General features: G+C 43.9%; 16 protein-coding genes. 9 read left to right on the forward strand and 7 right to left on the reverse strand.

Annotated features, from left to right (window positions below; genetic code table 11):
• Nucleotides 1-74: 74 nt before the first annotated feature.
• On the reverse strand, nucleotides 75-1,529 hold the full coding sequence (gene cls / locus QWZ04_RS19505) for a cardiolipin synthase (RefSeq protein ID WP_290329911.1): 1,455 nt from the start codon (nucleotides 1,527-1,529) through the stop codon (nucleotides 75-77).
• Nucleotides 1,530-1,910: 381 nt separating this feature from the next.
• Between cls and QWZ04_RS19510 the strand changes: the two genes are divergently transcribed.
• The 8 genes from QWZ04_RS19510 (at nucleotide 1,911) to QWZ04_RS19545 (ending at nucleotide 10,740) form a co-directional block, all read left to right on the forward strand.
• The gene (locus tag QWZ04_RS19510; RefSeq protein ID WP_290329912.1) at nucleotides 1,911-3,245 is read left to right on the forward strand and encodes a sodium-dependent transporter; all 1,335 of its coding nucleotides are present in this window, start codon (nucleotides 1,911-1,913) and stop codon (nucleotides 3,243-3,245) included.
• A 154-nt stretch (nucleotides 3,246-3,399) separates the two neighbouring features.
• Complete coding sequence (locus QWZ04_RS19515; protein WP_290329913.1) at nucleotides 3,400-4,092, forward strand: TIGR01621 family pseudouridine synthase; 693 nt, start codon at nucleotides 3,400-3,402, stop codon at nucleotides 4,090-4,092.
• An 8-nt stretch (nucleotides 4,093-4,100) separates the two neighbouring features.
• Complete coding sequence (locus QWZ04_RS19520) at nucleotides 4,101-5,033, forward strand: class I SAM-dependent methyltransferase (protein WP_290330009.1); 933 nt, start codon at nucleotides 4,101-4,103, stop codon at nucleotides 5,031-5,033.
• A 530-nt stretch (nucleotides 5,034-5,563) separates the two neighbouring features.
• A complete protein-coding gene (locus QWZ04_RS19525) occupies nucleotides 5,564-6,658 on the forward strand; it encodes a TRAP transporter substrate-binding protein (protein ID WP_290329914.1) in 1,095 nt (364 codons plus the stop codon).
• Nucleotides 6,659-6,815: 157 nt separating this feature from the next.
• Complete coding sequence (locus tag QWZ04_RS19530) at nucleotides 6,816-7,346, forward strand: TRAP transporter small permease subunit (protein WP_290329915.1); 531 nt, start codon at nucleotides 6,816-6,818, stop codon at nucleotides 7,344-7,346.
• A 12-nt stretch (nucleotides 7,347-7,358) separates the two neighbouring features.
• Complete coding sequence (locus tag QWZ04_RS19535) at nucleotides 7,359-8,642, forward strand: TRAP transporter large permease (protein WP_290329916.1); 1,284 nt, start codon at nucleotides 7,359-7,361, stop codon at nucleotides 8,640-8,642.
• 110 nt (nucleotides 8,643-8,752) lie between these two features.
• Nucleotides 8,753-10,105, forward strand: a complete 1,353-nt coding sequence (locus QWZ04_RS19540; protein ID WP_290329917.1) for a cache domain-containing protein — start codon at nucleotides 8,753-8,755, stop codon at nucleotides 10,103-10,105.
• On the forward strand, nucleotides 10,102-10,740 hold the full coding sequence (locus QWZ04_RS19545) for a response regulator transcription factor (RefSeq protein WP_290329918.1): 639 nt from the start codon (nucleotides 10,102-10,104) through the stop codon (nucleotides 10,738-10,740). The genes QWZ04_RS19540 and QWZ04_RS19545 overlap by 4 nt, the downstream gene beginning before the upstream one ends.
• A 90-nt stretch (nucleotides 10,741-10,830) precedes the next feature.
• Here the strand turns inward: QWZ04_RS19545 and QWZ04_RS19550 are convergent, their stop codons facing one another.
• The gene (locus QWZ04_RS19550) at nucleotides 10,831-11,307 is read right to left on the reverse strand and encodes a MarR family winged helix-turn-helix transcriptional regulator (RefSeq protein WP_102521619.1); all 477 of its coding nucleotides are present in this window, start codon (nucleotides 11,305-11,307) and stop codon (nucleotides 10,831-10,833) included.
• 394 nt (nucleotides 11,308-11,701) lie between these two features.
• Between QWZ04_RS19550 and QWZ04_RS19555 the strand changes: the two genes are divergently transcribed.
• On the forward strand, nucleotides 11,702-13,279 hold the full coding sequence (locus tag QWZ04_RS19555) for a BCCT family transporter (RefSeq protein WP_290329919.1): 1,578 nt from the start codon (nucleotides 11,702-11,704) through the stop codon (nucleotides 13,277-13,279).
• Nucleotides 13,280-13,388: 109 nt separating this feature from the next.
• Here the strand turns inward: QWZ04_RS19555 and QWZ04_RS19560 are convergent, their stop codons facing one another.
• From QWZ04_RS19560 to QWZ04_RS19580, 5 genes are all read right to left on the reverse strand, one after another.
• Entirely contained in the window at nucleotides 13,389-14,105 is a 717-nt protein-coding gene (locus QWZ04_RS19560; RefSeq protein WP_435433639.1) for a 3'-5' exonuclease, read from the reverse strand.
• Nucleotides 14,106-14,122: 17 nt separating this feature from the next.
• Nucleotides 14,123-16,006, reverse strand: a complete 1,884-nt coding sequence (locus QWZ04_RS19565) for a DUF294 nucleotidyltransferase-like domain-containing protein (RefSeq protein WP_290330010.1) — start codon at nucleotides 16,004-16,006, stop codon at nucleotides 14,123-14,125.
• Between the two features lie 152 nt (nucleotides 16,007-16,158).
• Nucleotides 16,159-17,703: a methyl-accepting chemotaxis protein gene (locus tag QWZ04_RS19570; protein WP_290329921.1), complete on the reverse strand. Its 1,545-nt coding sequence runs from the start codon at nucleotides 17,701-17,703 to the stop codon at nucleotides 16,159-16,161.
• Nucleotides 17,704-17,957: 254 nt separating this feature from the next.
• Nucleotides 17,958-19,148 carry an amino acid aminotransferase gene (locus QWZ04_RS19575; RefSeq protein WP_290329922.1) on the reverse strand — a complete coding sequence of 397 codons (1,191 nt, stop codon included), beginning with the start codon at nucleotides 19,146-19,148 and terminating at the stop codon, nucleotides 17,958-17,960.
• Nucleotides 19,149-19,397: 249 nt separating this feature from the next.
• A complete protein-coding gene (locus QWZ04_RS19580; protein WP_290329923.1) occupies nucleotides 19,398-20,897 on the reverse strand; it encodes an HD domain-containing phosphohydrolase in 1,500 nt (499 codons plus the stop codon).
• Nucleotides 20,898-20,932 lie beyond the last annotated feature (35 nt).

The raw sequence follows: 20,932 nt of genomic DNA on the forward strand, positions 1-20,932 counted from the left end.
CGCTATTTAAAGCCTATATTAGGGCTAATATAAAAGCGTTTGCGTGGCTGGAACGCAAGTAATAATTCACAAATTTAAAGTAATGGGCTAAACAAGAAGTAAGCTCGCTCAAAAAATCGATGAATCAGTCCACGCTCTGACCAAGTGGCAGATTCGATTTTATGCGCACTATCAATGTACGATTGTTGTAACCAGTACAGCTCTTGAGTGAATGCGGTATCGTCAACCGCTAACGTTACTTCAAAGTTGAGCCAGAGGCTTCGCATGTCTAGGTTCACCGTTCCGATCAAGCAATATTGTTGATCGATAACGACGGATTTTGTATGCAGCAATCCACCACTGAACTCGTAAATTCCTATGCCGGCATTGAGCAGCTCAGTATAAAAAGCTTTAGAGGCCCACTTGACCATAATGGAATCGTTTCGATGAGGAATGATCAGTTCAACTTTCACACCACGTTGTGCAGTCATCTTTAAAGTATTTAGGAGATCTTCGCTGGGCACGAAATAAGGCGTTGTGATGCGAACAGACTCTTTTGCTTGGTTAATGGCAAGAATAAGCACCTGCTGAATGAGGTTTTCTGGCATGCCCGGGCCAGAGGGCACTACTTGAACGGGATGCAATCCAGCACTTTTGTCGACCGAGCAGGTAGGGTACATGGGTAAGATCCGCTCACCGGTTTCTACCTCCCAATCCCAAGCATGGATCGCTGCTAATACGTTAACGGTTGGCCCTGTAACACGAACCATCACATCAATCCATTGTCCGACGCCTGCATTTTGTTTGAAGTGAGCTGGGTCAACTAAGTTCATCGAACCTGTGTAACCAATGGCGTCATCAATGACGATGATCTTTCGGTGTTGTCGTAAATCTAGACGGCGTAGGAACACCCTAAATGGCGAGACGGCTAAAGCTTGTACAACATCAACCCCCGCATCAAGTAACATCTTGTTCCAATGACTTTTGAAAAAACGGTGGCTGCCGGCAGAGTCCAGTAGTACTTGCACGGTTACTCCGCGCTTAGCTGCTCGTATTAATGCGCTGGCGACAGAGTCAGCTAATCCGCCGGGATGCCATATATAGAACTCGACTCGGATACTGATGGAGGCTTGTTCTATGTCTTCAATAATGGAATGAAGAATGTCATCAGGTGAGGTCTGCAATGATAATGTATTGCCACTTAAGGCCGGAATTCCTGTCCTGTTTAAACACAAATCATGAATTTGAGTCATTTGCTCATTGAGCAACTCTGGGTGATGAGCTTGGCAATCATGCAGCTGCTTGAACCAGAATTCGTACGGGGTGAACATCTGCTTCGCACGTTCTGCGCGTTTTCTGCCGAGATTTAGCTCACCAAATAAGAAATAACAGAACACACCAACTACAGGAATGATGTAGATAATCATTAGCCAAGCTAACGACACACTGACAGGTCGGCGTTTCATCACCACTCGAATGGTGACACCTGCAACTAACACCCAGTAGAGAACAAGGCCAGCTAACGCGACCAATTGGTAAAATTTATCCATTATTTCAGTAAGTAACCTAGTGAATATTCACTCCAATACTATCATCAAAATTGAGAAACAAATATCGAGAAAGTATTACTGATAGTGTCTTTATGACGGCTGGTCGGTGAGAGAGCGACTAACTAGATGAAAGGATACGTTAATAAAGATTAGTGGATGTTGCTTAAATATGGATTGAGTGTGGGAAAAAATGTTTGGATTGGCTGAAATATCAGCATATGGTTCGAAAAAGTAGATTTTTGGCGATTAAATATGCCATCTCCTCTTTTAATTTTATTCTCAAACTGTTCTACTTACCATCTTTGGAAGTAAACACGAAATTGCTTGTGGTGTAATTAAAAGTTTACACTGCAAGTCATCAACACAAATTGGTAATGATTTATGGCAAGTAGTTCTCGAGGTCAGTTCTCTTCTAAACTGGGCTTCATTATGGCAGCGGCAGGTTCTGCGGTTGGTCTAGGCAATATTTGGGGCTTCCCAACTCAAGCAGCAAGCAATGGCGGCGCAGTATTCCTTCTCACCTACCTAGTTATGGTGTTCATTTTAGCTTGCCCAATGCTTATTGCTGAATTGACGATTGGTCGATACGGTCAATCTAACCCAATCCAGTCTCTTAAAGCGATTTGGCCTAATGGTAAGTTAGGAGCGGTTTTGCTGGGCATCACTGCAATGGTGACGGTATCGTTGATTTTGAGCTTTTACGCCATTATCGCAGGCTGGTTGATTGGTGAGTTTGCTGGTAGCACATTTGATTTGATTGGGCTAGGTAGCGTATCAACGTGGGTGACCAGCTTTGGATTAGAACGCAACCTGTTGTTGATGGTCCTGTTTATGGCATTGACCATGTATGTGGTTCGAGCTGGTGTAGCGAATGGTATCGAGCGTTGGTCTACTCGCTTAATGCCTGCATTGCTATTGCTATTTGGATTGATGATCACATACATCTTATTTCAAGATGGTGCGATTGAAGGCCTAAAAATGTACCTCGTGCCTGATTTTTCACATTTTGATGCGGATCTTCTGGTCAGTGCGATGGGGCAAGCATTTTTCTCCTTGTCACTTGGTGTCGGTACCATGATGGTATACGGGTCTTACCTGAAAAAAGACACCAATATTCCTAAAACGGCGATTCAAGTGGCCTTAGTGGATACGGGTATCGCATTTGGCGCGGGACTGTTGGTTTTGCCAGCCATGTTTGTAGCAAAGCATAATGGCGTAGAAATTTTCTCCGACGCGGGCGAATTACTAAGTTCTGACACGCTTGTATTTGCGGTGCTTCCTGCCATGTTTGATACTATGGGCGGGCTAGGCATTTTGGCTAGCATGTTATTTTTTGCATTAATGATGATCGCAGCGCTCACTTCTTCTATCTCTATGCTTGAAGTACCAGTCGCGTGCGCCATTGAAGAACTTAAACAAAATCGAAACTTCGCCGTGTTATGGATTGGAGCGGTCATCACAGTCATTTCTGGGCTGATCGTGTTTAACTTTGGCACTTTGTTTGGTTTGGTTATTGAAACTACAACGGTTTATGCACAGCCAATTTTGGGTATGTTGTATGCGCTACTCGTCGGTTGGGTATGGCACAGAAACCAAGTGTTGGAAGAACTCAAGCAGGGTAACCCTGAAATTGAGAACAGCTGGTTCTGGAAAATATGGCCAACATACGTACGCGTAGTGTGTCCATTGATGATGCTGTTGGTGTTTTTTGCTTAAACCATAAGTAAAAGTTAGTCGTACAACAAAGCCCTAATTATTTAGGGCTTTGTTGCTTTTAAAAGGGATCAAAGGCTGGAATAATTACTTGATCTGGCTATACTCTAGCGCCTGCGCATCTTGCGGCTAACCGACAAACCTGCATTGGTAATTTATGTTTGATATCTTGTTTACCCATCCCGATTTTTACATTATCAACAAACATCCCGGAGTGAGTGTCCACAAGGATGATGGTGATACTTCTTTATTGATCGAAGTGGCGAAGCACACCGGTGATGCAAAGTTATACTTGGTACATCGCTTAGATAAAATGACATCTGGCATGCTGATTTTAGGCCGACATAGCAACGCTGCTCGCGACTTATCAGCGCTATTTTCAGAAAGAAAAATCAGTAAATTCTATCTCGCTCTGGGTGCTAAGAAGCCTAAGAAGAAGCAGGGCTTGGTAAGTGGCGACATGGAACGTTCTCGACGCGCAAGTTGGAAGCTACTGACGACTAAAAACAACCCAGCAGTGACACAATTCTTCTCTGTTGCGGGAGAAAACGGCGAACGTGTATTTTTATGTAAACCGCACACTGGGAAAACTCACCAAATACGCGTTGCCTTAAAGTCGGTCGGTTCTGCTATTGTCGGTGATGACATCTATAATGCGGGTAATAAAGCAGATCGAGGGTATTTACATGCCTATGCTTTGCGCTTTGACTACCAAGGTGAAACGTTCCAAATCGTGTGTAACCCGAGCGAGATCCCAGACCTTGGTCAGAAATGGTCAAGTGACGCCGTTCAACAAGCGTTGTTAGAATGGCAAACTCCTTGGCAACTCGCATGGCCTGCAATCAAATGAGTGAAATGATGAACAAAGAAGCGTTACCCCAACTTTGGCCACTTCTTGAAGAAGCGCTAGAACAAGCCCCAAATGAATTACGTCGATTATTTCACGGTCGCGGTCAATGTTATGCGGGTTTAGAGCAAATGACGATAGACTGGCTTCAAGGTCAGTTGGTCGTGCACATTTTTAAGCCGACTGAAGACCGCTTTTTGGCGGAACTTAATAACGGTTTATTGGCATTTACGAAAACCGCTGCGTGGGAAAACAAATCAGGCCGTGCCGTCTTGGTCCAGCACCGTTACCTTGAGGGTTCGCCATTTGAAACGGTTTTTGGAGAGCCAGAGCTAAAACCCGTCGTCGAAGAGCTCGGTTTGAAATACCAACTTGAATTAGGAAAAAACCAAAACTTTGGTTTGTTTCTAGATATGCGCTTAGGCCGAGAGTGGGTGGGTGAACGTTCTAAGCAAAAGAAAGTACTGAACCTGTTTTCTTACACTTGTGGATTCTCCGTTGCCGCTGTCGCTGGTGGGGCTGACCAAGTGGTTAACGTTGACATGGCAAAAGGCGCGTTAAGCCGAGGACGAGAGAACCATCGTCTAAACGGTCATAATACTAATCAAGTTGCGTTTCTTGGACATGATATCTTTAAGTCATGGGGCAAAATCAAAAAGTATGGCCCATACGATGTGATCATTATTGATCCGCCGTCTTTCCAAAAAGGCAGTTTTGCGTTGACGAAAGATTATCAAAAAATCCTCCGTCGCTTACCTAGCTTGTTAGAGCAAGGTGGCGAAGTGCTGGCTTGCGTAAATGCACCAAGTGTAACTCCAGATTTTCTGATCGACTCGATGAAAGAAGAGGCTCCAGAGCTTACGTTCCAGTACCGCCTAGACAACCCTCCAGAGTTTGAAGATAAAGATCTTAACTCATCACTTAAGGCGTTGGTCTTTAGCTAGTTCACAACACAATCATTAAATATTAATGCCTCCAAACTGCTCGGGTTTGGAGGTTTTTTTTGCTCCATGACAAGGCTGAGTTTCTCCTAAGTGGTAGATCACGCTCATGGCAATTACATTGCACCTTGTTGGTTGGGAAGCGTTTGGTTAAAAACACGGCGAGAATGTGAGAAGAAGAGAGCATGATTTCAACTGAAATTGAAAGACTCGCTGTCGAAGTAAAGTAACCCAAGTCACATATGTGCAAAATATCATTAATATAAATACGCAGTAACTACGTAGGTAGTTTGTGGGCGATTCATTTTATATGTATTTATTAATTTGTTTAAATACAGTTGATTAAGATTTTTAATAACATTTATCTAAGTATTAATACGTAGGTTAGTATGTTGATGGTTGTTTCCGTTTTCTAATTTCTGCGTGGTCTCGCTGATTTTATTTAGAGTGCTTCTGTTTCAAGGTTGGTGTACTGCGTTATGCAAAATAGATTGCAATAGCGTAAGTGAATTGAATCTAGCAAGGATGGAAACATGAACTTGATTAACCAATCAGTAAAACGAGTACTGAAAACAGTACTGGTTGTCGCAACGACCAGTATTGCGATGCTTTCGTTAAATGCTCAAGCTGCAGATAAAGTATATCGCTTAAAGCTTGCGGAGACATGGGGACCTAATTTCCCAGTATTTGGTGATGCTACTAAAAACATGGCAGCAATGGCTGAAAAAATGTCCAATGGCCGCCTGAAAATTCGTATTGATTCTGCGAACAAACATAAAGCTCCTCTAGGTGTGTTTGATATGGTGAAATCTGGCCAATACGATATGGGCCACTCAGGTTCGTACTATTGGAAGGGTAAAGTGCCTAACACACTCTACTTTACTTCAATGCCGTTTGGTATGACTCCAGCAGAACAGTACGCATGGTTTTACCACGGTGGTGGTATGGAACTGATGGATCAAGTTTACTCGCCTCACAATCTTTTATCCTTTCCTGGCGGTAATACAGACATCCAAATGGGCGGCTGGTTTCAAAAAGAAATCAACAGCGTAGAAGACCTTAAAGGCCTGAAAATGCGTATCCCAGGCTTTGCGGGTGAAATCCTAGCAGAACTTGGCGCTAAGCCAACCAACATTGCACCTGGCGAGCTATACACCTCTTTAGAGCGTCGTACTATCGATGCACTTGAGTGGGTTGGTCCGTCATTGGATTTACGTATGGGCTTCCACAAAATTGCGCCTTACTACTACACGGGTTGGCATGAGCCGGGTTCTGAGCTTCAATTCCTGGTGAACAAACGTACGTGGAACAAACTGCCAGAAGACTTGCGTGAAATCTTACGTGTGGCAATGCGCACCGCCGCTTACGATATGTACACTCAAGCAACGCACGAAAGTGGTAAGAACTGGGTTTCTATGAAAACGGAATACCCTGACGTACAAGTTAAAAACTTCCCACCGTCTGTAATGGCAGCACTAAAAGAAGCGAATGATCGTTTACTTACTAAGCATGCAGAAAAAGATGAATTAGCAAAAGAGATCCAAAAATCTCAAGCGGATTACTTACAACAAGTACGTTCGTGGACGGATATTTCTCATAGAGCTTACCTAAACAGCCAAGCAAAATAACGAACTGAAAAAAAATAATGCCAGCAATAATGCGTAAGCCTGCGCTGGCATAGCAATCTCATTTGCAATAAAAATAACAACAGTCGTTAAGAATCAACAAGCCCAAGATTAGGAGCACGATATCGTGCTCCGCCTTTAATTTCCCAGGGAGTACGGAATGAGAAGTTTGATAGTTGTCGAACGTATGTTCAACCGCATCGGAGATGTACTAGGTTGGCTGTCCAGCATACTATTTTTGCTGCTATTAGCGAACGTAGTATACGACGTAGTCATGCGATATGCCTTTAATGACGTGTCCATCGGATTTCAAGAAATGGAGTGGCACCTGTTTGCCAGCGTATTTTTGCTAGGCGTGCCATACGCGATTAAAGCCGGAGGACACGTTCGTGTTGACGTCTTCTATGAACGCCTTTCTATGAAAGCTCAAGCCATTATCGACATTCTAGGCACCCTCATTTTCCTCATTCCTTTTTGCCTCTCGGTGGCTTGGTTTGGTGTCGACTTTGCCAAAGAAAGTTTCGCATTAGGGGAAACATCGGGCGACCCTGGTGGCTTACCTTATCGCTGGATTATTAAAGCGATGATTCCACTTTCATTCTTTTTCATGGCGGTAAGTGGCATAGGATTGTTGCTTCACTCCCTGAATAAACTGGTTAACCCAAGATTGCTTTACCAAGCAGAGAAGTAAGGAAGCGAGATCATGATTGGAATAGTAATGTTTTTTGTCGCACTGGTTGCGCTACTACTAGGTTTCCCTGTTGCGTTTACGTTTGGTGGAATTGCATTAATTTTTGGCGTGTGGGCGGAAGGCATTGAAATGTTTGCATTCATGCCATACCGAATTCAATCCATTATGGAAAATACGGTACTCATGGCCGTACCACTGTTTGTTTTTATGGGCCTAGTCCTACAAAAAACCAAACTGGCAGAACAACTTCTTGAGTCCATGGGGCGCCTCTTTGGTGGCGTTCGTGGCGGTATCGCCATTTCAACGGTATTGGTCGGCGCTTTGCTTGCTGCATCTACCGGTGTTGTTGGAGCATCCGTGGTGGCTATGGGGCTTATATCACTACCGGTGATGTTGAAATACAATTACGATAAAGGGCTTGCTTGCGGCACCATTTGTGCGTCGGGTACGCTTGGCCAAATCATTCCCCCGTCTATTGTTCTCATTTTGCTTGGTGATGTTTTAGGTGTGCCTGTTGGGGACTTATTCCAAGCCGCTATAGGCCCTGGCTTTATGCTGGTAGCAGCCTACATAGCGTACATTCTATTTTATGCCTACCGTAATCCTGAAGCCGCGCCAGTGATTGAGCGTGACGAGACGATTAGCCGCCGCAAGGAAGTGATCACAGCACTTAAAGCCGTTGTTCCGCCTCTCGCGCTCATTGTCGTTGTGCTGGGTTCTATTTTCGCGGGTGTTGCCACGCCAACTGAATCAGCCGCTCTAGGTGGCGCAGGCGCTATCGTTCTCGCTCTTTTGTACCGTGAATTTAGCTTTAAAATGGTTTATGAAGCATCAAAAGAAACCGTCAAGGTTACTGCCATGGTTTTTGCTATTTTATTAGGTGCGACCGCGTTTTCGATGGCGTTTACTTACACCGGTGGCGATATACTAGTAGAAGAGTGGATGCTTGAATTACCTGGCGAAAAGTGGGGCTTCCTTGTTATTACCATGCTGGTTATCTTGATTCTTGGTTTCTTTATCGATTTTGTTGAAATCTGTTTCATCATCGTGCCGATCTTAGCTCCCATTGCTGAGTTGATGGGTATTAACATGACCTGGTTCGCAATACTTGTTGCGATGAACCTGCAAACGTCATTCTTAACACCGCCGTTTGGTTTTAGCTTGTTCTATCTCAAAGGCGTTGCACCTAAGGGAGTTACTACTCGAGATATTTACCGAGGAGTAATGCCATTCATCGGTATTCAGATATTGGTTCTTGGTTCGATACTGGCGTTCCCAGCATTTTATGGAATGTGACAGGCTTCGAGGTTGTGAATAACAAGTTTTAACAATGTAACAAATATTGATAAATTGAACGTGCCTATCTTAACTGTTAGATAGGCCGTTTTTTATTTGGAGGATAGGGAATGCCTCTTAAAGCTAAATTGATTTTGTTGACTTTATTGCCGTTGATGTTAGTTACGGCGAGCATTAGTTGGGTGTCATTTCATCAGGCGAAAACCTTAGGTGAACGTGAAGTTGAAACCCTAAGAAGCTCGTTGATAAAGTCACGAGAACAAGCCTTAAAAGACAGCGTCGATCTCGCCTTTGACGCGATTCGTCATGTCTATCAAGATCCCAGCCTTGAAGAGCAGCAAGCCAAATTACAAGTCAGACAAATACTCACTCGACTGCGTTATGGTAGCGATGGTTACTTCTTTGCCTACGACAGCAACGGCATTAACCTTGTCCACCCTATACAGCCCGAGTTAGTGGGTAAAAACTTACTGCATATCCAAGACGAGAATGGCAACTTTCTGATTGAGTCCTTGCTTGACCAAGCCCAGAGTGGCGGTGGTTTTCATCAATACTTATGGCAAAAGCCGTCAACTGGTGAAACAGTACCCAAACTCAGTTATGCCGCGTGGCTTGATAAATGGAATTGGATGATAGGCACTGGTTTGTATATTGAAGACGTCAGCTTAGAGGTCGCAAATATGCAGGCGGCGATAGGTAAAAATATTGAAACGACGGTGTTTTCGATTGTGGTCATATTAGTGGTTACTGTGGGTGTGATTATTGTTTTGACGTTGGCAATAAACTTACACGAACATCGGTTGGCTGATAAAAACCTTAAAGAACTGGCGCACAAAACGGTGATGTTTCAAGAGGACGAAAAAAAGCATCTAGCTCGAGAGCTACATGATGGCATTAATCAGTTACTGGTTTCAAGTAAGTGCCATTTAGAGTTACTTGGAGATAATCTAACAGACGTTAAATATTCGAAACACTTGGAACAATCGCAGCAATCTATCATGACTGCGATCAGTGAGGTCAGGCGAATCTCCCATAACTTAAGACCAAGTGCTTTAGATGATATTGGTTTAGAGGCGGCTTTGACGACGTTACTGCAAGATTATCAAGCACACTCAGGTGTTCAAATTGAAACGCTTTTTGACACCCAAAAGGGGCGATTAAAGTCTGAAGCCGCGACTACCTTGTATCGAGTAGCACAAGAATCGCTAAATAATATCGAGAAGCATGCCAGAGCAACTAAAATTACCATCATATTGCAACAGATGGGAAATTTACTACAGCTAGTGGTCAGAGACGATGGTATCGGGTTCAACCCTAGGCAGATTCGAGGGCTTGATGGCATTGGGTTAAGGAACATGCGCGAACGGGTCGAGTTCATTGGTGGTGAATTTGAACTGGAAAGTGAACCCGAGATAGGAACAGAGATTACCGTGTTACTCAATTTAGAAGGATTAGTTGGATGAGTAAATCAATTACCGTCGTCATAGCTGATGATCATCAAGTGGTATTAGATGGCTTTATCGCTCGTCTTGAACGTGAGCCAGAAATAAAGGTGATTGGTACCGCTAGTAATGGGGTTGAAGCGTTGGAAGTCGTGAAGCAACAAAAGCCCGACGTCACCTTGATGGACATTAGTATGCCCGTCATGAACGGTATTGATGCAACTCGATTAATTAAAGAAGAATTACCGGATGCGAAAGTCTTGATGCTTACTATGCATGACAACCGTGAGTACATCATGCAGGTGATGCAAGTTGGTGCGATGGGGTACATGCTTAAAGAAATCAGTGCAGAGAAAATGATCCAAGCGATCAAAACGGTGAATCAAGGTTCAACGTATTTTTGTGAGTCTGTTACCCAAACGCTCTTCACTCAACAAGTGGCTCCTGCACCCTCGGTGAGTAACCCGTTAACACGACGTGAAGAGTCGGTGTTGAGGCTGGTAGCAACCGGATGTAGCAGCAAAAAGGTGGCGAGTTTGTTGAATATCAGTTACCGCACCGTCGAGACGCATCGTCAAAACATTAAACATAAGTTGGATTTACATTCGACAGCAGAATTAGCGAAATACGCATTAGAACAAGGATTGATAGAGTAAGACAGTGTGTCTAAATTGACCATTGATAAGGCATCAATGGTCATAACAGATGTTTGGTTCGGTTTAGCTATATTCGAATGGACTAGAGCGTTATTCTGGCTTGGTAATACTGCCGATTTCTAGTAGAGGAGCCACATCGTAGTTTTCAGCGTTCATCATGGATGAGATACGTTGAACAGACGACAACAGTAAGCTCTGTTCCCATTCTTCCAGCTCTTGAAACTGGTTGATGAAGTTTTCTTGCAGCGGCAAAGGTGACTTTTGTAGGATTTCTTTACCCGCATCGGTAAGATGGGCATGAACCTTTCTTTTGTCGGTTAAATTACGTTGACGCAGCACATAACCATTACGCTCGAGACGATCTAATATGGTCGTTGCGGTGGCTTGGCTCATATTGGTATGGTTGGCTAGGCTGCGTATTGTTACTTCGCCTAACTCTCGAATTGAACGCATTAAGATTAGCTGAGGACCGGTTAATCCAGACTCTTTACTTAACTTCTTAGAGTGCAGATCTATGGCTCTAATAATTTGCCTAATCGACACGAGCACTTCTTCGTGTTTTTCCACCACAATATCCTATAAATTTTTTTGCCAAAACTACACTAAAAACCCTTGTCTGAAAAGGCTGAAATCGTATTTCTATCATCAAAAAAGTGAATAATTTTGACAACTGTGATCCGCTTGATAATCAGGAAACGTTTCGTACACGAATGAAATTGATGAGACCCCTTGTAGATAAAGTAGACGCTTGATTCAAGAATACAAGGATAAGCGGTTAATTGCTGGGCAAAAGCTAGCGTTCTTGTCTGTCATTGTTTAGAATTTACCTATCGAATTAGTGGCTAAATGTTATGTTCACTAACTATTACACGGCAAATTTGCAGTTTAATAGTTATGTAATCATAGAATTTCACCTTATAAAAACGTCAAAATACGTCAAATTTATTGACAGAGAGGACAAATGACAAAGGGAATCGATAAGTACAGTATCGACAGTACCGACTATACCGTCGGTCAAGATAACGTACAAAAATGGGGGTTTGATGTTCATAACCCAGTATTCGGGATCAGTGCTGGTTTAATTGCATTGTTCTTGGTTGCTATCATGGTTGCGGATGCAGATGCTGCAAAAGCAACATTAGACGGTATTAAGTGGCAGATCATCGGCGCATTTGATGGTTTGTTTATGTGGGCGGGTAACATCTTTGTTATTTTTTGCTTAGGTTTGATTGTTTCTCCTTACGGTAAAATTCGTTTAGGTGGGCAAGAAGCAACGTCTGATTATTCATTCTTTTCATGGCTGTCTATGTTGTTCGCAGCAGGGATGGGCATCGGCCTTATGTTCTGGAGTGTGGCAGAACCTGTGGCTTATTTCACCGGTTGGTTTGAAACGCCGCTTGGTGTTGAAGCGAATACACCGGAAGCGGCAAAATTAGCACTTGGTGCAACCATGTTCCACTGGGGTCTACACCCATGGGCAATCTACGGTGTTGTAGCGCTTTCTCTTGCATTCTTTACTTATAATAAAGGCATGCCACTGTCTATTCGTTCTATTTTTTACCCGATTTTGGGCGATAGAGCTTGGGGCTGGCCTGGTCATATTGTTGATATTCTTGCGGTACTGGCAACGCTATTTGGCTTAGCAACATCGCTTGGCCTAGGTGCGCAACAAGCAGCTAGTGGTATCAATCATGTATTTGGTATCGATGGCGGCATGGGGCTACAGGTAGCCGTTATCCTTGTGGTGACGTTATTGGCCGTTGTTTCGGTAATCCGTGGTATTGATGGTGGTGTGAAAATCATCAGTAACATTAATATTCTTATTGCGCTTGTTTTGCTTGTCTTCGTTGGCCTTGTTGGTTGGGCGGTATCTTTAGGTTCTATCCCTACAACGTTCATGGCTTACGTCGAGAACATCATTCCTTTGAGTAATCCTCATGGTCGTAATGATGAAGCATGGTTCCAAGGCTGGACGGTATTCTACTGGGCTTGGTGGATTTCATGGTCTCCGTTCGTAGGTATGTTTATCGCTCGTGTTTCTCGTGGCCGTACTGTGCGTGAGTTTCTAACAGCGGTACTTATTGTCCCTACGTTAGTGACGTTACTTTGGATGTCAGTATTTGGTGGTCTTGCGATTGACCAAGTGATCAATGAAGTGGGCGTGTTAGGTGCAAATGGCCTACGTGAAGTACCACTGGCGATGTTTGAAATGTTTGAAGCTCTGCCATTTGGTACGGTTCTTTCATTAATTGCTATCTTATTGGTTTTAGTCTTCTTCATTACCTCTTCGGATTCAGGTTCATTGGTTATCGACAGCATTACTGCTGGTGGTAAAGTGGATGCTCCTGTCGTTCAGCGTGTGTTCTGGGCAATGATGGAAGGTGCTATTGCTGCTGCACTATTATGGGTTGGTGGTACTGAGGCAATCCAAGCGCTACAAGCGGGCGCAATTTCTACCGCACTGCCGTTTACCTTTATCTTACTTGCCATGTGTGTAAGTTTGCTAATGGGTATGCGCACGGAGCGTGGCTACCGCTAAGTTTGATTAGCTGTAACTGAAAATAAAAAAAGAGGCGAACTTAGTTCGCCTCTTTTTTTATCTACTTGGAATTGGAATTTCGCACTTAGCTGCAATTAGCGAGTACCGCCTACAGCCATATCTCTTTAATGGGCGTGTCGGCTGAGTAATGATGCATTAACTGAGCCTGCAGTAGTTCAGCCGTCGCTAGGGCATCGGTTAACGCATGGTGCGGCGTATAAGCAGGTAATCCATAGCGAGTCCGACTTGAGCCTAAACGAATGGATTGTGGCTTGACGCCTTTTAATCGATTCATCAAACCGCCAGCCCATTTATCTTGAACTCTAGCTTCGATTTCCATGGTATCCATCACGGGAAATACAATCCCTTCACCAATACGCTCTTTTAGCGCACTGTCCATAAATTCTCGTTCGATCTTGCGGTAATGGACAACCACTATTTTTCCAGCTAGGGCGTCCAATACTTCGTCAAGAATACGCCTTAGATCCGGCGCATCGACGATATCGTTATGGGTGATGCCGTGAATAACCACCGACTCCTCCGCCAGTGGGGTGGTTGGGTTGACTATCCAGTGCCTAGCTTGATTACAGTAAATACGGTTGAGTGAAAACGGCACTAGACCTATGCTTACTATGTCGTCGTTTTGTGCGTCTAACCCTGTTGTTTCGAAATCAAGCGCGACAAAGGGAACTTGCGATAACGGCGTGTCTTCAGATACAACCCCCGTTTCATAAAAGCTCTTTAAGCGCTCATCTCGTACTGAGCTGGCCTTTTCAGCAAATACCTTTGTCCAATTATTCTTATCTTTACCAAATATCTTATTCAACATGTGCTTTCTGGGCCCTATTTGAAGCTATTAGCTTGATAGCGGAACTTAAGAAAGTTTTGAGCATTACTTAAAATCTGGAAAGCATCTTTTAGGTTTCTTCGCTCAAAGTCGGACAGGTTGTCTGGCTCTATGTTGTTATCAGGGTCAATCTTTAATTCAACATCAATCGCTTGGTGTCTGATCCTTACCGTGGAGATAAACTCCATAGCATCACGTAAATCTTGGGCTCTGCCTTGAGGCAATATACCGGCATCGATAATGTCATCTAATCGCTCAAATGAGTTTTGTGAGCGAGAGCCAACGGCAAGTGCATGCACGCGGATAAGATCAGCAAGAGGTGCGGTACCCCGACGTTTAAGGTTGATGGAGTTCTTATGCTGGCCATCTTTTTCCATTACGAAACTTTTGAAAAAGCCTAATGGGGGAGTTCGGTTCAAAGCATTACGAGCGAGGCAAGCTAAGAAACGGTTATTCTTGCGTGCACGGCGTACGATAAAACCATTGAGCTGCTCTGCCCATTTGACTCGACCATATACACCGTCTAAATCAAAGAAAATTGAGCTATTTAGTAGCGCTTTAGGGTTAGGGTTGTCAATCCAGTCGGCGAAGCATTCTTCCCATTCACGCTTGGTCATGCGCCACATAGGGTTTGTTGCCATGATGTCGCCTGTGCATAATACGTAGCCACACTGGTCGAGCCCTTTACAAACAAAGTCAGCCAATTGGGCAAAGTATTCGCCATGCAACTCTTCATCATAAGACTCGTCAAGAATGATGGCGTTGTCTTGGTCAGTCACGATAAGTTGTTCATCACGGGCCATCGAACCAAGTGCTAGGAAGCAATATGGCACTGGAGGCTCGCCAAATTTTTCTTCTGCCAGTTCTAGTATGCGTTGTTTGAAGCTACGGCCAATAACGGACATCGCACTTCCCACCATGTGGGAGTTGGCATCTTCGTTAACCATTCGAACAAAGCTGTCTTTGACTTGCTCTGACAGGGTTTTTAGTTCTTCAATATTTTGTTGTTGGAAAATACTGCTAACGAGCAATAGGGAGCTTTGAGATTCATAACGGACAATGTCAGAGACTTCAATAATGCCAATAGGCTGTTGATTTTTAAGGACAGGTAAGTGATGTACGTTATACCTAAGCATGGTCAGCATCGCTTCGTAAACGTAGGCGTTATGATCAAGAGATACTAGTTCGGTTGTCATTACGTCTGATACGGGATCTTCTGGGGATAAACCGGTTGCGAGAACACGAGTACATAAATCCCGATCAGTTATAATGCCGATCACTGAATTATCGTCTTCGTCTTCTTCTTCGCGATCAGGATCGACGATCAGCAGCGCAGAAACATTTTCTTCGGCCATTTTAATCGCGGCTTTGTGGATAGGCTCGCTTCGCTCTATGGTGATAGGTTCCCGTGTGAGAAGGGTGCGAACCTTAGACGTGGTTAAATCATTGGCGTCTGAGTTGTTAGACATGGCCGTGCGCAGACGAGCAGCATCCTCGACTTCGACAAAATCAGCGAAGTTCTCATACTCTTCGTAAAGCTTTTGGAAGGTGGCTTCGGGAACGCAATAAACTAAGGTGTCTTCGATTGCTTTAACAGGGAAACGAACTTTATTGTTTGTTAATAGCCCCATTTGACCAAAAAGGTCACCCTCATCGAGCCGGTTATACAGTTCACCTTTGCGTCGATAGACTTCAACTACGCCGCTTCTGACGATGAAGAGATCATGAATTTGATCGCCGAAATGAATGATCGGAGTACCTTCTCGATAATATGAAATTTCTATATTGTGAGAAATGTCGTTGAGAACGTCTTCTGGCAGTTCGTCAAAAGGAGGGTATTGAGCTAGAAAAGCTTTAATTTCCAGTATTTCAGCTTGCATTGGCGGGCTCGATTGAAATGTTTCAACCATCCTAACTAATACACCAAACAAATGAAACCATCAGACTGGGTTAGTCTGATGGTTTTATGGCATTTATCTATTATTACGGTGAGTTAGCTATTATCTGGGCTTAGCTTTTGCCTAGACTTAGCTTATCGCATGAACTGACCGATGAGGCGTTGCATTGACTCAAGGCGAACGACCAAGTCGCTGGTTCGTGTTACCGAAGTACTTGATGTCTCACTGGTGGTATTGGCTAAGGTTTGGATATTAGTGATGTTTCTATTCACTTCCTGCGTTACGTTAGCTTGTTCGTTAACTGCCGTTGCAATTTGATGGCTGTTATTGGTTACGTTAGCCAGCATGTCTGTGATGTTATTCAGTACGACACCTGTCTCTTGAGCACGTTGATTACACTCTACCGATAATTCCCCACCACGAGACATCATCGAGACGGCTTGTTTTGCTGTGCCTTGCAATTCAGCAATCATTCCATGAATTTCATGAGTCGAAGATTGAGTTTTAGAGGCTAGGTTTCTTACTTCGTCTGCGACGACAGCGAAGCCTCGTCCAGCTTCACCTGCTCGTGCGGCCTCTATGGCGGCGTTGAGCGCAAGCAAATTGGTTTGTTCAGATACAGCGCCAATAACATCAAGAATTTGCTCGATCTTTTGGCTGTCTTCAGCCAGTTTGTCGACGATGGTTCTTGAACGCTCTAACTCTGCAGTTAGGCCTGCCACTGCATCCATCGTATTCTCTATCATGACTTTGCCTTTTAGCGACTCGCTATTAGCTTCATCAGTCGATTGAGATGCAGCAAGCGCACTGTCGGACACTTCTTGTATTGAATGCGTAAGCTCGGTAATTGCAGTTGCAACCTGCTCGGTCTCATTGCACTGTTGATTCAGTTGTTGCTGAATGGTTTGTGTGTTGCCGAATTCATCTTCGGCTGAAATGAGCAGCTTTCCTGTTGTATCGGCGGTTCGTGCGGCAACAGCGCGAAGTTGGGCTTTACGCATCATCAACGCCATTTCAATACTAGAATAATCGTCGAATTTACCGGTGTACGGATATTCCATAAGTGCATTGTCGTAAGAATCTTTTGCTAGCTCTTGAATGGTGTTAATACGAGATTGCTGCAAGAAGCCCATGAGCATTGTAAAGCAAGAGATAACAGAAACCGTCGCAAACAATGCCGTTTGATCGCCAGAGAACATCCCGATAATACCAATGAGAGCGGCGAGCCCTGCAAATATCAACTGCCATTGATTATACCGGCGGCGTAAAGTTTGCTTGATGCCTGGCTTTTTACCTTCGCGAAGGTTTTTGTACAGAGATTCTGCACGCTCTATTTGTTCATCAGTAGGCTTAGTTCGTACGGATTGATGTTCCTCGATCTCGCCAGCAGCGTTAACAATAGGCGTTACAAATGCAGACACCCAATAATGATCCCCGCCAGCACAGTTGTTTTTTACCAAGCCCATCCAGCTTTGGCCGCTTTTCAGGTATTGCCACATTTGCTCAAACGCTGGTTTTGGCATGTCTTGATGTCGTACCACATTGTGGGGTGAGCCAATGAGTTCCTGCTCTGTATATTCTGCAACGTCACAGAAAGACTCGTTCGCTGAAGTAATGATGCTTTTAGGGTCAGTGGTTGAAATTAGATTGTGTTCTTTGGGGTAGGATTTATTAGCCATACAACTCTCTAATATTGCAATTAAATTTCACGTGGTACGTATTAATTGGAAAAGTAGCACAGTCAAATAATAAAAGTGTGATTTAGATCAAGTACAGCTGCCGTGTCATAATTGATGGAATTGTAATCAGCGGAAATGATAACTTATAGGAATGATTTCATTGGCTTGCACAAATTATGTGATGTGGGGCAAATTAGATAAAAGAAAAGCCAGCAAAATGCCGGCTTTATCAGTATATGTTGTCGAATATAAGACTACAGAACGGCAGCAATGCCCTTACATAGAGGGCCCATATTTGACTTGGTCATGCCTGCTACGCTGATGCGGCCTGAGCCGACAATGTAGATGGCAAACTCTTCTTTAAGGCGATTGACCTGCTCTTTGCTTAGACCAGAGAAAGAGAACATGCCATTTTGACGCTCGATAAAGCTAAAGTCGCTCGATACGCCCTCTGATTTCAGTGTCTCTACGAAAAGCACTCGCATTTCTTGAATGCGATCACGCATTTCTGCTACTTCTGCTTCCCACTCTGCGCGTAATGCTGCATCGTTCAAAATATAAGTCACCACAGCTGAACCATGTGCTGGTGGGTTTGAATAAATTGAACGGATGATGCTTTTAACTTGAGAGAATGCGGTTGTCGCGACTTGTTCATTTTTTGCCACAAGAGTGAATGCACCAACACGTTCATTGTACAGCCCGAAGTTTTTTGAGAACGAACTTGCTACCAATATTTCTTCGTTGTATTGAGCAAAAATACGTAAACCAGTTGCGTCTTCTTCAACACCTTTTGCAAAACCTTGGTATGCAAAGTCGAACAATGGAATTAGGCCTTTATCAGCACATAGCTTAGCCAATACTTCCCACTCGTCTTCTGTTGGGTCAATGCCTGTTGGGTTGTGACAGCAACCGTGAAGGAGAACAATGTCGCCCGCTGCAGCTTGGTTTAAGCTATCAACCATCGCGTTGAAATCTTTGTCTTTGCTATCAGCGTTGTAGTAGCCGTATTGAGCGGTCTCTAGGCCCGCAGCTGAGAAAACACCGTTGTGGTTTGCCCAAGTAGGATTACTGATCCAAATCTTGCTGCTGCTTAACTGACGCTTTATGAATTCACCAGCGACGCGAAGTGCACCGGTGCCACCTGGCGCTTGTGCTGTTTTAGCCAGTTTATTGTTAACGATGTTTGAATCTGCGCCGAATAGCAATTTTTGCACGGCTAGACCGTACTCAGCCGTTCCTTCGATGGTTAGGTATGATTTGGTTTTTTCCGATTCCAATAAAGCAGCTTCTGCTTTTTTTACGGTAGCAAGAACAGGTGTTTGACCTTCTTCGTTCTTGTAAATACCGACACCTAGGTTAATTTTTTCTGCGCGTGCGTCTTTCTTGAATTCTTCAGTAAGACCAAGAATAGGGTCGGCAGGAGCGGCATTGACTGTTTCAAACATAATCGGCTTCCATGTTGATTAAAATGGGGATAGTGAAAGATATAGCCTAGTTATACCTTCCCAGTAGAAGGGATTCAACCTGAAATAAGGGGAATTTATTGCCTTATATTCAATGGGAATGATTAAGGTCATAAAACAACCAGTCTAAATGCACCAATACGCCGAGAAAAGTGGGTATTAGCTAAGGTTTTGCATCTGTATCAATTCTAGATGCAAAACTATTCACTATTGCTATTGAGCAGAGAGGGGCTAAGCAGTTTGAGCGGAAAGTGCGTTGCTATCATTGGGTTCTTGGTTCGCTTTATCTGTATATTGCTTGGCGATAGACATGAATTCGTGCTCCATAGCGATAAAGGCATCGACAACCTCAGGATCGAAATGTGCTCCTTTTCCCTTGATGATGATTTCTTTAGCCTCATCGTGAGTAAAGGCTGGCTTGTATACACGTTTGGAAATCAAAGCATCATACACGTCAGCGACGGCCATTAAACGACCTGAAAGCGGAATATTTTGACCCGAAAGCCCATTTGGGTAACCGCTGCCGTCCCATTTTTCATGATGGGACAGAGAAATCTCTTTCGCTACTTGAAGAAATGAGCTGCTACCCAGATGCTGCTCGGCAATTGAAAGGGCTTTCGCACCAATTTCAGGGTGCTGTTTCATCACTTCAAATTCTTCAAAGGTCAATTTCCCTGGTTTGAGTAATACGGCATCTGGAATGCCAACTTTGCCGACATCGTGCAATGGTGCGGATTTATACAGTAGGTCAATATATGTTGGTGTTAACTGTTCTTGGTACTGCGGCGTTTGCGCTAAGTGGATAGCCAGAGATCGCACATATTCTTGGGTTCGGATGATATGAGCCCCCGTCTCGTTGTCACGAGATTCAGCGAGAGCAGCTAAACTGGTAATGGCGACATCACGTGTGGTTTTGATCTCATCTTGGCTGGACTGCAAAGTGTCAAGCATCGTATTAGTCAAGGTGGCCATTGCGCCCAATTCGTCATTACCGAATACAGGTAGGCGAGTGTCCATATTGCCTTTGGTGACCATGAGTAATGAACATTCTTGGCTTAACAGTACACGCTTCATTAGCTTAGTCCAAAGTAGCATGATGGTGATGGCATAGCCCCCTAAAATACCGGCAATGTAGATGAACTCTTTGATCACACTGATCTGGCCAGTTCCATCGAAGATTCTTTCTGGATTGTTCTTGAGCCAAAAAATATCTTTTAGTGCCACTAACGACAGCATCAAAGTAAGAGTGACGAGCAGCATTACCACCAATGCAATCATTTGCTTAACCATTGATTGGCGTTCACCTTGAAGCTGAAATTGTTGATGGTCCGAATGTGAAAAGGAGTCCATTTTTTTCATTTTCGCAACGAGTTGCAAAATGGTACCGGTAAAAAAACCGAACAAGGCCATGCCAAACAGCACTTTCAAATTACTGTCTAATGGAAAGTTGCTGATCAAATTGTAATAAAGGGCTAATGGAATACTGGCCACAAAAAAAGCGGCGGTATCGAGGCGAGCGATATGCAGATCTTTCATCCAAGTTGAGTGGACGAGCAAAAAATGACGAGTTAAAAATAAGAATGCGAAAGTAATCGAAACATGAGTGAACACTTCTGATGCCGTTAGAGTTTCTAACATAGGGCAAACCCTTCCTCCGTAGATACCAAACAGTGCGCCAGCGATGACATACAGTTTGATAGTTAACGAAGCGTCATAGTTGCTCTGGTTCATGGGACGTCCTTATTCTTATTATTACTATCCAAATA

This window comes from Vibrio tapetis subsp. quintayensis (genome assembly GCF_030409945.1).
GTDB classification, from domain to species: domain Bacteria; phylum Pseudomonadota; class Gammaproteobacteria; order Enterobacterales; family Vibrionaceae; genus Vibrio; species Vibrio quintayensis.